The 13,352-nt window shown below is 71.3% G+C and carries 12 protein-coding genes; 7 read left to right on the top strand and 5 right to left on the bottom strand.

What is annotated here, in order from left to right; all coding sequences use genetic code 11:
- The 3 genes from ACFZB3_RS33760 to ACFZB3_RS33770 all read right to left on the bottom strand — a co-directional run.
- On the bottom strand, nucleotides 1-989 hold a 989-nt coding region (locus ACFZB3_RS33760; protein ID WP_391382221.1), incomplete at its 3' end, for an alpha-amylase family glycosyl hydrolase.
- On the bottom strand, nucleotides 986-2,971 hold the full coding sequence (locus ACFZB3_RS33765; protein ID WP_391382223.1) for a maltotransferase domain-containing protein: 1,986 nt from the start codon (nucleotides 2,969-2,971) through the stop codon (nucleotides 986-988). The genes ACFZB3_RS33765 and ACFZB3_RS33760, both read right to left, overlap by 4 nt.
- A gap of 101 nt (nucleotides 2,972-3,072) precedes the next feature.
- Nucleotides 3,073-3,378, bottom strand: a complete 306-nt coding sequence (locus ACFZB3_RS33770; protein ID WP_391382225.1) for a DUF5133 domain-containing protein — start codon at nucleotides 3,376-3,378, stop codon at nucleotides 3,073-3,075.
- Nucleotides 3,379-3,681: 303 nt separating this feature from the next.
- On the opposite strand from ACFZB3_RS33770, the gene ACFZB3_RS33775 reads away from it, so the two are divergent.
- The 4 genes from ACFZB3_RS33775 to ACFZB3_RS33790 all read left to right on the top strand — a co-directional run bounded on the left by ACFZB3_RS33775 (nucleotide 3,682) and on the right by ACFZB3_RS33790 (nucleotide 8,962).
- Nucleotides 3,682-4,185: a pep a2 gene (locus tag ACFZB3_RS33775; protein WP_391382227.1), complete on the top strand. Its 504-nt coding sequence runs from the start codon at nucleotides 3,682-3,684 to the stop codon at nucleotides 4,183-4,185.
- Between the two features lie 23 nt (nucleotides 4,186-4,208).
- Nucleotides 4,209-6,317, top strand: coding sequence for a glycogen debranching protein GlgX (gene glgX / locus ACFZB3_RS33780; protein WP_391382229.1), 2,109 nt, complete (start codon nucleotides 4,209-4,211; stop codon nucleotides 6,315-6,317).
- A gap of 165 nt (nucleotides 6,318-6,482) precedes the next feature.
- On the top strand, nucleotides 6,483-6,845 hold the full coding sequence (locus tag ACFZB3_RS33785) for a hypothetical protein (RefSeq protein ID WP_391382231.1): 363 nt from the start codon (nucleotides 6,483-6,485) through the stop codon (nucleotides 6,843-6,845).
- 5 nt (nucleotides 6,846-6,850) lie between these two features.
- Nucleotides 6,851-8,962 (top strand): caspase family protein, encoded by a 2,112-nt coding sequence (locus ACFZB3_RS33790; protein WP_391382233.1) that lies wholly within the window; start codon nucleotides 6,851-6,853, stop codon nucleotides 8,960-8,962.
- Between the two features lie 33 nt (nucleotides 8,963-8,995).
- On the opposite strand, the gene ACFZB3_RS33795 is transcribed toward ACFZB3_RS33790, so the two are convergent.
- A complete protein-coding gene (locus ACFZB3_RS33795) occupies nucleotides 8,996-9,811 on the bottom strand; it encodes a VOC family protein (RefSeq protein ID WP_391382235.1) in 816 nt (271 codons plus the stop codon).
- 296 nt (nucleotides 9,812-10,107) lie between these two features.
- Nucleotides 10,108-10,899, bottom strand: a complete 792-nt coding sequence (locus ACFZB3_RS33800; RefSeq protein ID WP_391382237.1) for a SigB/SigF/SigG family RNA polymerase sigma factor — start codon at nucleotides 10,897-10,899, stop codon at nucleotides 10,108-10,110.
- A gap of 228 nt (nucleotides 10,900-11,127) precedes the next feature.
- Here ACFZB3_RS33800 and ACFZB3_RS33805 point away from each other — a divergent pair, with 228 nt between their 5' ends.
- The 3 genes from ACFZB3_RS33805 to ACFZB3_RS33815 are packed head-to-tail and all read left to right on the top strand — an operon-like array spanning nucleotide 11,128 to nucleotide 13,218.
- The gene (locus ACFZB3_RS33805) at nucleotides 11,128-11,583 is read left to right on the top strand and encodes a MarR family transcriptional regulator (protein WP_391382239.1); all 456 of its coding nucleotides are present in this window, start codon (nucleotides 11,128-11,130) and stop codon (nucleotides 11,581-11,583) included.
- Nucleotides 11,580-12,407: an ATP-binding cassette domain-containing protein gene (locus ACFZB3_RS33810; RefSeq protein WP_391382241.1), complete on the top strand. Its 828-nt coding sequence runs from the start codon at nucleotides 11,580-11,582 to the stop codon at nucleotides 12,405-12,407. Before ACFZB3_RS33805 ends, ACFZB3_RS33810 begins: the two co-directional genes overlap by 4 nt.
- Complete coding sequence (locus ACFZB3_RS33815) at nucleotides 12,367-13,218, top strand: ABC transporter permease (RefSeq protein ID WP_391382243.1); 852 nt, start codon at nucleotides 12,367-12,369, stop codon at nucleotides 13,216-13,218. Before ACFZB3_RS33810 ends, ACFZB3_RS33815 begins: the two co-directional genes overlap by 41 nt.
- The last annotated feature ends 134 nt before the right edge of the window (nucleotides 13,219-13,352 follow it).

The following is a 13,352-nucleotide window of genomic DNA, read 5'->3' on the forward strand; positions in this document are numbered from 1 at the left end:
TCGTGGTTGCGCAGGAAGATGCCCCACTGGCAGCCGGAGGGGATGGCGGGGGTCTTGGCGAGGATTTCCGAGACGGGGTAGCGGGATTCCCGGCGCACCGCCATGAAGATCCGCGGCATGACGGGGAAATGGAACGCCATGTGGCACTCGTCGCCGCCCTTGTCGTAGGCCCCGAAGTAGTCGACGACGTCCTCGGGCCACTGGTTCGCCTCGGCCAGCAGCACGGTGTCCGGGAACATGGCGTCGATCTCGCGGCGGACCCGCCTCAGGAACTCGTGGGTGGGCGGCAGGTTCTCGCAGTTGGTGCCCTCCTCCGCGTACAGGTACGGCACCGCGTCCAGCCGGAACCCGTCGATGCCCAGGTCCAGCCAGAACCGGAGCGCCGCCAGCACCTCCTCCTGCACCGCCGGGTTCTCGTAGTTGAGGTCGGGCTGGTGCGAGAAGAAGCGGTGGAAGTAGTACTGGCCGCGTACGGGGTCGTAGGTCCAGTTGGAGACCTCGGTGTCCACGAAGATGATCCGCGCGTCCTGGTACTGCTTGTCGTCGTCCGCCCACATGTAGAAGTCGCCGTAGGGGCCGTCGGGGTTCTTCCGGGACTCCTGGAACCACGGGTGCTGGTCGCTGGTGTGGTTGACGACGAAGTCGATGATGACGCGCATGCCGCGCTGGTGGGCGGCGTCGACGAACTCCACGAAGTCGGCGAGGTCGCCGAACTCGGGGAGGACGGCGGTGTAGTCGGAGACGTCGTAACCGCCGTCCCGCAGCGGGGACTTGAAGAAGGGCGGCAGCCAGAGGCAGTCGACGCCGAGCCACTGCAGGTAGTCGAGTTTCGCGGTCAGGCCCTTGAGGTCGCCGATGCCGTCGCCGTCGCTGTCCTGGAACGAGCGGACCAGGACCTCGTAGAAGACGGCGCGCTTGAACCAGTCCGGGTCCCGGTCCCTGGCAGGTGTGTCCTCGAAGGTGTCCGGGACGGGGTCGTTGACAGTCATGACGCGCTGGGCCCTCCGTTCGCTGGTGTCGGCCGCGCTACCTGGAGCACGTGCGCCGGCGTCCGGCCGGGGACGAGGCGCACGTAGTTGGTCCTGCCCCATGAGTAGGTCTCACCCGTCAGTTCGTCCTGCACGGACAGGACGGCGTTCCAGTCCAGGCCGAGTTGCGGCATGTCCAACGAGACCGTGGCCTCCTGGGTGTGGTGCGGATCAAGGTTGACGACCACCAGAACCGCGTCCGGCCCGGTGCGCTTGCTGTACGCGATGACGGAGTCGTTGTCCGTCCGGTGGAAGCGCAGGTTGCGCAGTTGGCGGAGCGCGGGGTGTCGGCGCCGGATTGTGTTGAGGCGGGTGATGAGGGGGGCGATGCCGTCGGTGTCGGCGCGGGTCCAGTCGCGGGGTTTGAGCTGGTACTTCTCCGAGTCGAGGTACTCCTCGCTGCCCTCCTTCAGCGGGGTGTTCTCGCAGAGTTCGTAGCCGCTGTAGATGCCCCAGGTGGGGGAGAGGGTGGCGGCCAGGACGGCCCGGGCCTCGAAGGCGGGCCGGTGGCCGTGCTGGAGGTAGGCGTGCAGGATGTCCGGGGTGTTGGCGAAGAAGTTCGGCCGCATCCACGCCGCGGACTCGCCCGACAGCTCGGTGAGGTACTCGGTGAGTTCCTGCTTGGTGGTGCGCCAGGTGAAGTACGTGTAGGACTGCTGGAAGCCGGTCTGGGCCAGGGTGCGCATCATCGCGGGCCGGGTGAACGCCTCGGCCAGGAAGATCACGTCCGGGTCGGCCGTGTTGATCTCGGCGATCACCCGTTCCCAGAAGACGACCGGTTTGGTGTGGGGGTTGTCGACGCGGAAGATCCGCACCCCGCACTCCATCCAGTGCCGCAGCACCCGCACGGTCTCGGCGACCAGCCCGTCCAGGTCGGCGTCGAAGGCGATCGGGTAGATGTCCTGGTACTTCTTGGGCGGGTTCTCGGCGTAGGCGATGGTGCCGTCCGGGCGGTGGTGGAACCACTCGGGGTGCTTCTCCACCCAGGGGTGGTCGGGCGAGCACTGCAGCGCGAAGTCCAGGGCGATCTCCAGGCCGTGGCGGCCGGCCTCGGCCACGAACCACCGGAAGTCCTCGACCGTGCCCAGGTCCGGATGCACGGCGTCGTGGCCGCCCTCGGGGGACCCGATCGCCCACGGCACGCCGACGTCCTCGGGGGCCGGGGTGAGGGTGTTGTTGCGGCCCTTGCGGAAGGTGGTCCCGATGGGGTGGATCGGGGGGAGGTAGACGACGTCGAAGCCCATCCCGGCGATCTCCGGGAGGCGGCGGGCGGCTGTCCGGAACGTGCCGTGCGGGCGCTGCGGTGTCCCCTCCGAGCGGGGGAAGAACTCGTACCAGGAGCCGTACAGGGCCCGTTCACGCTCCACCAGCAGCGGCAGCGGCTCCGAAGCCGTCACCAGCTCCCGCAGCGGATACCGCGCCAGGATCTTGTCTACCTCGGGGGCCAGGGCGTTCGCCAGCCGGGTGTGCAGGGGGAGGGAGTCGTCGCCCAGGGCCCGGGCCGCCGCGAGGACCCGCTCGCGTTCAGGTCCCTCCGGGACCCCGGCGGCCGCCCGCTCGTACAGCGCGGCGCCCTCCTCCAGGACCAGGCCCGTGTCGATGCCCGCCGGGATCTTCACCCCGGCGTGCCGACGCCAGGTGACGAGCGGGGCGCTCCAGGCCTCCACGTGGTACGTCCAGCGGCCCGTGGCGTCCGGGGTGACCTCGGCGCCCCAGCGGTCGGTGCCGGGGACCAGTTCCCGCATCGGCGTCCACGGGCCAGGACGGCCCTCGGGGTCGCACAGCACCACATCGGCGCCGACGGCGTCGTGCCCCTCGCGGAAGACGGTGGCGGTGACCTCGAAGGTCTCGCCGGGGACCGCCTTCGCGGGCCGTCCGCCGCACTCCACGGCCGGCCGGACGTCACGCACCGGAACGCGGCCGATGGCCTCAGTCGCCTTCATGGGTCTCACCTCCGCCGTGCGCGGAGCCGGGCCCGGGGCCCGGCTCCGCGGTCCGTAGTGTGCCGGAAGACCGGTGTCTTCCCGCGGGTCCGCCTGCGGGATCACTGCCTCGCGGAACGCCGTTCCGCCGGCGGCCCCTGCCGGACCTTCCCGCTCAGCTGGGACCGCCCACCCTGTTCCCGCACCTGTTCCCGCACATAGGTGACGAGGCTGGTGCGCAGGTAGCGCTCGGCCGCGTCCACCGCCTCCCGGGCGCAGCGCTTGCCCATCAGCACGCACAGCGTGTAGCCCGAGTCCTCGAAGGTGGACCGCACCTCGCGGTCCTGCGGCGAGGCGAGCATGACGCGCTCCCACGCCCGGTAGCGCCGCAGCTGCCGGGCCACCTCGGCCTTCGCGGGTAGCAGCATGGCCGTGTCGTTCCTTCCGACGCTCTCGAATGGGCACGTGTCCCCGGATCGGGGGAGCGTCCGGGCACGGAGAGGCACGGAGCCGTTACGGCGAATCGAGGCTTTCACTCATGGTGCACGCACGATGACCGAGCGTCTTGTTGGATCTTCAACCACCTCTGGAGTCTCTCGTGTTGCACGAATGGCGTAGCGCCCGCACAGTGAAGGTGACTCAGGAGCGACCAGCGCTCACGCTGCGCTTCCGGAACGGATTTCCGGAGGGGCGAGGGGGAGCGGAGCTTCGCGGGTGAGGAGCTAGCGACAATGAAGACCGCAGTGCCCTGCTACTACCACCTCGACGTGGAGGTCAGCCCGGAACGGGTGGGACAGGTCAGCCGCATACTGGCCGCCCATCTGCGTTACTGGGATCTCGACAACCTCGTGGACCCCGTCTGCCGCGGTGCCGAACTGCTGCTGACCGCCATCGACCAGCACGCGACGGACAAACACACGTCCATCGAGATGTGGTGGAACGGGCAGCACCTCATCACCGCCATCGGTGACGACGACCGTGACCTCCGCCCCGACCAGGACCTGCGCCCGTGTCTCGCGCACCTCGCCGCGACCAGCGACGGCTGGGGCTGCTGCGCCTCGGAGACCGGCAGCAAGATCATCTGGTTCTCGCAGCGGGCCCGGTCCGGGGAGCGCGTCCCGCTGGTCCCGACCGGGCCGGAACCCCGGCTGCGCCAGGTCCTCAAGGTGCCGCGCGACCTGCCGGTCGCGCAGCTGGCCGCCTCTGCCGACGGCCTCCTGGCGGGCGCCCGGTGACCCCGAGGAAGACCCGGAAGGGGGTGCCCGTGTGGAGCGGGCACCCCTACCCGTTGGGTGCCTCCTTCGACGGACAGGGCACCAACTTCGCCCTCTTCAGCGAGGTCGCCGAGCAGGTCGAACTGGTCCTCGTGAACGACGCCGCCACCAGGACGACGGTGCCGATGACCGAGGTCGACGGCTTCGTCTGGCACGCCTACCTGCCCGGCGTCGGCCCGGGGCAGCGCTACGGCTACCGGGTGACAGGACCCTGGGCCCCCGAGCTCGGCCACCGGTGCAATCCGGCGAAGCTGCTCCTGGACCCCTACGCCCGGGCGATAGACGGCCAGATCGACAACCACGCCTCCCTCTACGAGCGCACCCCCGGCGGACCCGCCCCGGCCGACAGCGCCGGGCACTCCATGCTCGGCGTGGTCACCGACCCCTACTTCGACTGGGGCGACGACCGCCCGCCCCGGCGGCCGTACTCCGACTCGGTGATCTACGAGGCCCACGTCCGGGGCCTGACCCTCACCCACCCGGAGGTACCCGAACGGCTCAGGGGCAGTTACGCCGGTCTCGCGCACCCGGCGGTCCTCGACCACCTGACCTCGCTCGGCGTCACGGCGGTCGAGCTGATGCCGGTCCACCAGTTCGTCCAGGACGGGGTCCTCCAGGACCGGGGCCTGTCCAACTACTGGGGCTACAACACCATCGGCTACTTCGCCCCGCACAACGCCTACGGCGCCTTCGGCAGCCGGGGCCAGCAGGTCAACGAGTTCAAGGCCATGGTGAAGGCGCTGCACGCGGCCGGCCTCGAAGTCATCCTCGACGTGGTCTACAACCACACCGCCGAGGGCAACGAGATGGGCCCCACCCTGTCCTTCCGGGGCATCGACAACGCCGCCTACTACCGGCTGGTCGACGGCGACTGGGCGCACTACTACGACACCACCGGCACCGGGAACAGCCTGCTGATGCGGCACCCCTACGTGCTCCAGCTGATCATGGACTCGCTGCGGTACTGGGTGACCGAGATGCACGTCGACGGCTTCCGCTTCGACCTCGCGGCCACCCTGGCGCGGCAGTTCCACGAGGTGGACCGGCTCTCGGCGTTCTTCGACCTGATCCAGCAGGACCCGGTGATCAGCCGGGTCAAGCTCATCGCCGAACCCTGGGACCTCGGCGAGGGCGGCTACCAGGTCGGCAACTTCCCGCAGCTGTGGTCGGAGTGGAACGGCCGCTACCGGGACGCCGTACGGGACTTCTGGCGGGCCGAGCCGGGTTCGCTGGGCGAGTTCGCCTCCCGGCTCACCGGCTCCTCCGACCTGTACCAGGCGAGCAGGCGGCGGCCGCGGGCGAGCGTCAACTTCGTCACCGCGCACGACGGTTTCACGCTGCGCGACCTGGTGTCGTACAACGACAAGCACAACCAGGCCAACGGCGAGGGCAACCGCGACGGCGAGAGCCACAACCGGTCCTGGAACTGCGGGGCGGAGGGCGGGACCACCGACCCGGCCGTGCTCGAACTGCGGGCCCGCCAGCAGCGCAACCTCCTCGCCACCCTGCTGCTGTCCCAGGGCATCCCCATGCTCAGCCACGGCGACGAACTCGGCCGCACCCAGCACGGCAACAACAACGCCTACTGCCAGGACAACGAAGTCTCCTGGATCGACTGGGACGTGACCGAGGAGCAGCAGAGCCTCACCGACTTCACCCGGTACGTCATCGGGCTGCGCGCCGCCCACCCCGTGCTGCGCAGGCAGCGGTTCTTCCTGGGCGAGACCGCCATGCATCCCGGGCAGCCGCTGCCCGACCTGGTCTGGCTGCTGCCCGACGCCCGCGAGATGACCGACCGGGACTGGCAGCGGCCCGACGCGCACTCGGTCGGCGTCTTCCTCAACGGCGACGCCATCGCCGAACGCGACCCCCACGGGCGGCGCCTGATCGACGACTCGTTCCTGCTGCTCCTCAACAGCCACTGGGAACCGGTCGACTTCCGGCTGCCCGACGACTCCTACGGCGAGCGCTGGACGACCCTCGTCGACACGGCCGACCCGGAGGGGGCGCCGGACGAACGGGAGCGCAAGGCGGGCACGAGGCTGCGGGTGGAGGCCCGGAGCCTGATCGTGCTGTCGCGGCCGTCGAGGTAGGCGGACGGCTGCGGGTGCGCGGTGGCCGGTCGCGCAGTTCCCGCGCCCCGGCCTGCATATCCATTCATTTCCGATCAAATAATGTATTTCTACTGTTCGTCCGTTAGTCGCTCATATGCTGTGCCACGCATTCCAGCGTCTGCTGGAAACCAGGAGGGGGAGTGCGTGGAGATCACCATCAGTGTCGGGTCCGGCGTCCACGGCGGTCGGGAGCTGCGTTCGCTCCACGACTGGCTCAGCGCCGACCGGTCCGTGCGGCGTACGGCGCGGCTGGTACTGGCTTCGTCGGGTCCACCCGTGCCCGGTGCGCAGGGCGAGGTCCTCGACGTGCTGACCCTGACCCTCGACACCGGATTCCAGGCGGCGCAGTTCGCGCTGGCCGTGGCGCAATGGCGCGCCGTCCGCCCGGACCGGCCGACGGTGACCGTACGACGGTCCGACGGCACCTCGGTGAGCGTGTCGGACGCCTCCGCGGAAGAGGCCGCACTGCTGCTCGGGCGGTTGCTGGACGATGAGGGCCGGGAGTAACCGCGTTGACTCTTCCGACGGGCCTGCCGGTGCCGCAGGCCTCGCGTGCGGTGCTCATCGGCGCGGGCTCCTTCCAGGACCCGGACCTGAACGATCTGCCCGCCGTCGCCCGGGGTGTGACCGCGCTGCGTGAACTGCTCACGGGGTCGCTGTGGAACCTGCCCGAGACGCACTGCACGGCGCTGATCGACCCGGGGACGGTCAAGGAGGCGGGGAGCGCGATCATGGACGCGGCCGAGGCGGCCACGGACACGCTGCTCGTGTACTACGCCGGCCACGGCATGCTGAACAGCAGAGGCGTCCTGCACCTCGCCGTCTCCGGCACCAGCCGCGACGCACTCCGCGTCCACCTCGACGCCATGCCCTACCCCGAGTGGGTGCGCGAGCCCTTGCAGAAGTGCCGTGCCCCGCGCCGGATCGTCGTCCTGGACTGCTGCTACAGCGCCCGCGCGATGGAGGCCCAGGCGGCGGACCTGGTGGGACTCGCCGGGATCGACGGGACGTTCATCCTGGCCGCGGCAGGGCCGATGCAGATCACCGTCGCACCGCGGGGCGGGGAGTACACGGCCTTCACGGGGGCGCTGCTGGGGCTGCTGAAGGAGGGGGAGGAGAACGCCCCCGAGGTCCTCGACCTGTCCACCACCGCCTGGTACCTGCGCAAGCGGCTGGTCGCGGCCGGCTGGCAGCCGTCGCACTGCCTCGACGAGGATCTCGTCGGCCGTCTGCCCTTCGTCCCGAACGCCGCGTACCCGCCGTACCCCGACGTCGCCGTCGACGACCTGGTCGCGGCCCTGGAGAAGACCTCGCAGGACAGCCGGGACGTGCCGGGGGTCTGCCAGGCGGTGACCGAGGGGGTCGTCAGCGGCCTCGGCTACGCGTACGCCCGGATCAGCCTGGTCGGACAGGACGGACGGCTCGTCACCCGCGCCGCTTTCGGTGCCCCCCTGCCCGGCGGCGACCCGGATTCGCCGGCCGTCCCGGTCGAGGGACGGGACGGGCACCGGCTGCGCGTACCCCTCCGTCTCCCCGACGGCGCCCCGTTGGGAGCGCTGGAGGCGCACGTCCCGCCGCAGCGGGCGGTGCCCGGTGCCCGCAGGCGGCAGGACCTGGAGACGTACGCCTCCCGGGCGGCCGTCACCCTCACCCATCTGCTCCTCCTGGCCGAGGCGCAGCAGGCCCTCGACCGTTCGCGTGCCGAGGCCACCGAGCTGCGGACCCGGTTGCACACGGAGCGGGAGCTCCGGGAGAAGACCGCGGGTCAGCTGCAGGCCACGCGCGACCAGCTCGCCCGGCTCACCACTCGCGTCCAGCAGGTCGAACGACTCTGGAACGAACGGGAGTCCGAGCTGGTCAGGCGTCTCGTGGACACCCGCCGCGAACTGGCCGACCGCGACCGCGAACTGAGCGGTCTTCAGGAGCGGTTCCAGGCCGCCGCCGTGCCCGCCCGGACCGGGCACCACCTCGCCGACCTCGAAGCGGGCGCCACGCCGCGGGTCCTCCACAGCGGACCCGGCTCCGGCCCGGCGGCGCCCGGTACCCGGACGCCGCCCCCTCCGCGACCCGCGACCACGGCGGCCACCGGCACCGGTACCGGCACCGGCACCGGAACGGGCCCGGCCGGGGCGGAACCGGGCCGAGCCCGGCGGATCCTCCTCGGCACGCTGACCGGCGCGGCGATGGTGGGCGTGTTGGTCCTCGGCTTCCTGGAGCTGCCGCTCACCCTCGCGTACAGGTCGGGGGACAGACCGGCCGTGATGACCGCCTGCGCTCCGGTGACGCAAGGGGAGGGTGACGGCTGTCAGGTCACCGGACAGAAATGGGAGATCGCGGCCGGCCGGACGGTGCGGACCGTCTTCGACCCGGCGGCCGGCCGGTACGGGTGGGCGCTGCGGGGGGCTCTGAACCTGCGAAGCACCTGCTCGGCCACGGTGCGGTGGTCGGTGACGGCCGGCACCGCGACGGTGGCGGAGGGCACGCTCTCCCCCGCGCACCCGAGCCGCGACCTGACCCGGAAACTGCGGGCCGACCCCGCTTCGCTGACCGTGACCGCCCGTCGTACCGACTCCGGCGCGTGCGCGGCGCAGTTCACCTGGGACGGCGTCTACCAGAATTCCTGACCGTCGACATTGCCGGTGAGTCAGGCGCTGCGGCTATCGCGCCCCGCGAGCCGTCGTCACCGTGAACTGCGCGCCGTCCGGATCCCGGAGGATCGCCTCGGTGTCCTCCTCGCTCAGCACACTGCCGCCGTGCTTCTCGGCGATCCGGGCGCAGGCCGCCACGTCGGTCACCGCGAAGTGGATCTGCCAGTGCGGCCGTACGGACGGATCGGGGGCCGCCTCCACCGCCCCCGAGTCGATGCGGGCCACGGCGTCGCCGCGGCTGCGCAGCACGACCTCGCCGCCCTCGTACTCGACCTCGCAGCAGCCCGGTTTGTCGGAGGCCCAGCCGAGGACCTCGCCGTAGAAGATCGCCGAGTCGAAGGCGTTGCGGGTGTGCAGGCGGATGAAGGTCGGGGCGGCCCGCCGCCAGGTCTCCCAGTTGGAGACCAGTTCCCCCTCCCAGATGCCGAAGACGGCGCCGTCCCGGTCGGCGATCAGCGCCGCCCGGCCGGGCGGGAAGGACAGCGGCCCCACCGCGGGGGTGCCACCGCGCTCGCGGGCCCGGGCCACCGCCTCGTCCGCGTCCGGCACCGCGAAGTACGGCGTCCAGGCCACCGCCATCTGCCACATCGAGGCGACCGCGGCGATGCCCGCCACCGGCACCCCGTCCGCCAGCGCGATCCGGAAGTGGTCGCCGAGCCTGACGCTGCGCCATCGCCAGCCGAGCACGGAACTGTAGAAGTCCTCGGTTGTCTGCAGATCGCGGCTGGTCAGGCTCACCCAGCACGGCGCGCCGAAGACCGAGTGCGTGGAGACCACCGTCCGCTTCTTCTGCGCGGGTCCGGGGGGAGGCGTGTCGTGGTTCATGGCACTCGCGTCCTGGGGTCGGGGCCGGCGGGGGGACCGGTCTGCCACCAGTCTCCAACCGGAAGCGGTGGGAATGCCTGCCGAGCACCCCGGCGGCGCGGGGCCGGACGGGTGACACAACGGACGGACGGGCGAGAGCGGGCCGGATCGGGGCTTCCGCCCGCGAAGGGGCCGACCGGTTCGAGAGGACGCCGTCGCCAACCGTCGTGCCGTGGCGGGCCGGGCCGTCGGGACGGTCGTCGCGCTCGGCCGGGTGACGCCCCCGGATCCCCGGCGCGCCGCCCGCCGGGCGCGCCTCAGCCGGCCTCGGCCAGCAACTCCTCGCGCAGCCGGTCGAAGCAGGCGCTGAGCAGCCGGGACACGTGCATCTGGGAGATACCCAGCTGTTCGGCTATCCGGCGCTGTGTCATCCCGCGGAAGAACCGCAGGTACAGGATGAGCCGGTCACGCTCGGGCAGGCCCTGAAGACAGGGCTCCGCGGCCGCGCGGTCGACGACGAGGTCGTAGCCGGGGTCGGTGCCGCCCAGGGTGTCGCCGAGCGCGTAGCCGTCGCCGCCGGGCACCTCGGCGTCCAGCGACAGCGCCGAGTAGCACTCCAGGGCCTCCATCCCGGCCCGTACCTCGTTCTCCGTGAGCTGGGCCCGCGCGGCGATCTCGGCGACGGTGGGCGCCCGCCCCGGGGTCGTCTGGTCCAGCTCCTTGAGGGCGGCCCTGACCCGGTTGCGCAGCTCCTGGACCCGGCGCGGCACGTGCAGGGTCCACATGTGGTCCCGGAAGTGCCGCTTGATCTCGCCGGTGACGGTCGGCACGGCGTAGGCCTCGAAGGCCCGGCCGCGCGCCGGGTCGTAATGGTCGACGGCCTTCACCAGCCCCAGTGCGGCGACCTGGCAGAGATCCTCCTGGGCCTCGCCCCGGCCGCGGAACCGCACGGCGATCCGCTCGGCCATGGGCAGCCACAGCTCGACCAGCTCGTCCCGGAGCGCCCGGCGCTCCGGGCCCTCGGGCAGTGCGGCCAGCTGTACGAAGGCCCGGGCCGTGTCGGGGGCGTCGTCGTGCGGATGGGACTTGGGTGTGCAGGTGGCACGCATGGTGCGCACCTCCCTCGGCGGTGCTGGTGGACGGACACCGTGGGCTGCCACGCACGTGCCTCCGGTCCGAAGCACTTAGCTGCACATGCCCCGAATGGCGCAAACCAAAACAAATCATCTGAAAAGCCGAAGAGGCCATCACCTCCCGCTTGCTTGATCTCCTTGCCCGTCCGCCCTTTGACCGTCCCTTGGGAGAGATACCTCTGTAGCAGAGGTAATCTTCGAGGCGTGGAATCGGAGAAATTTCCGGAAGAACTCGCCGACGCGTTGGTCGGCATCCAGCGGCTGATCCGCCGCAGACTGCGCCGCGGGCTCGTCCGGCCGCGGCTGCGCGGCGCCGAGGTGGAGCTGCTGCGGCTGGTGGAGTCCCGGCCCGGGATCGGCATCTCGGACGCCGCCAAGGAGCTGTACCTGGCGAGCAACTCGGTGTCGACGCTGGTCAACCAGCTCGTCAAGGACGGCTTCATGCGCCGGGAGACCGACCCGGCCGACCGCCGGGCCGCCCGGCTGCTGCTCACCGAGGACGCCGAGAAACGACTCGCCGACTGGCACCGCCGCCGCGCGGAACTGGTCGCCGGTCACGTAGCCCGGCTGGACGAGGCGGACCGGGAGGCGCTCAGGGCGGCGCTTCCCGCGCTGCGGAGACTGGCCGACACCCTGCACGAGGAGGCCGAGGAATCATGACGCCGGACACCGCCGCAGTCGCCTGCACCGGGCTCTCCTACACCTTCGGAGAGACCAGGGCCGTCGACGGCCTGGACCTCAGCGTCGGCGAGGGCGAGGTCTTCGGTCTGCTCGGCCCCAACGGCGCCGGCAAGACCACCGCCATCCGCTGCATCACCACCCTGCTGCCCGTCCCCGCCGGGATGGTCCGCGTCTTCGGTCACGACACCGGCCGGGAACGGATGGCCGTGCGCCGGCTGCTCGGCTACGTCCCGCAGCAGCTGTCCGCCGACAGCGGGCTCACCGGACGCGAGAACGTCGAGCTGTTCGCCCGCGTCTTCGACGTCCCCCGGCGCGAGCGCGCCCCGCGGGTCGCCGAGGCTCTGGAGGCCGTCGACCTCACCGACGCCGCCGACCGCCTCGCCGGCACCTACTCCGGCGGCATGGTCCGCCGCCTCGAACTCGCCCAGGCACTGGTCAGCGCCCCCAGGCTGCTGATCCTCGACGAGCCGACCATCGGCCTCGACCCGATCGCCCGCACCGGCGTGTGGGACCAGATCAACTCCGTACGCGCGGCGACCGGCATGACCGTCCTGGTCACCACCCACTACATGGACGAGGCCGACCAGCACTGCGACCGGGTCGGCCTGATGCACCGCGGCCGCATCCGCGCCCTCGGCACCCCCGACGAACTCAGGCACGGCCTCGCCGAACGCCGGGGCGCCGACGCCCTGCCCACCCTCGAAGACGTCTTCCGCGACGTGGCCGGCAGCGGCCTCGACGACCAGTCAGGAGGTTTCCGCGATGTCCGAAGCACCCGCCGCACCGCGAACCGTGTCGGCTGAGCGCACGGGCACGTCCCTGCTCCTGACCCCGCCCCGGCCGCGCTCCGGCTGGCGGCTGCTGCCCGCCCGGGTCGTCGCCATGTGTGCCGTGGAGCTGCAGAAGCTCCGCCACGACCGCACCGAGCTCTACACCCGGGCCATCCAGCCCGCCCTCTGGCTGCTGATCTTCGGCCAGACCTTCACCCGGATCCACGCGATACCCACCGGCGGCATCCCCTACATCGACTACCTGGCGCCCGGCATCATCGCCCAGTCCGCGATGTTCATCGCGATCTTCTACGGCATCCAGATCATCTGGGAACGCGACGCCGGCATCCTCAACAAGCTCCTCGTCACCCCCACCCCTCGCTCGGCCCTCATCACCGGCAAGGCCTTCGCGGCCGGCGTGAAGTCCCTGATCCAGGCCGTCGTGGTGATCGTCATCGCCGCGATCCTCGGCGTCTCCCTCACCTGGAACCCGCTGAAGCTCCTCGGCGTCGGACTGGCCGTCGTCCTCGCCTCGGCCTTCTTCTCCTGCCTGTCGATGAGCATCGCCGGCATCGTCCTCAGCCGCGACCGGCTGATGGGCATCGGACAGGCGATCACCATGCCGCTGTTCTTCGGCTCCAACGCCCTCTACCCCCTGGCGATCATGCCGGGCTGGCTCCAGGTGGTCAGCCGGATCAACCCGCTGAGCTACCAGGTCGACGCCCTGCGCGGCCTGCTGCTCGGCACGCCCGCCCACCTCGGTCTCGACTTCGGCGTGCTGGCGGTCGCCGCCGCGCTCGGCATCGCCGCGGCCTCCTCGCTGCTCGGCCGGCTGGCCCGCTGAGCCGGCCACAGATGCCGGGTACACCGACGTGATGTGCGGCACGCGCCCGCGACCCGCCCCGGACCCCCGGGGCGGGATAACCGCTGCGCAACGCTTGATCAGCGATCAAAGCGGGCGAACCCCCTGGCCACAGC

The organism is Streptomyces sp. NPDC008092 (genome assembly GCF_042957285.1).
GTDB lineage: Bacteria > Actinomycetota > Actinomycetes > Streptomycetales > Streptomycetaceae > Streptomyces.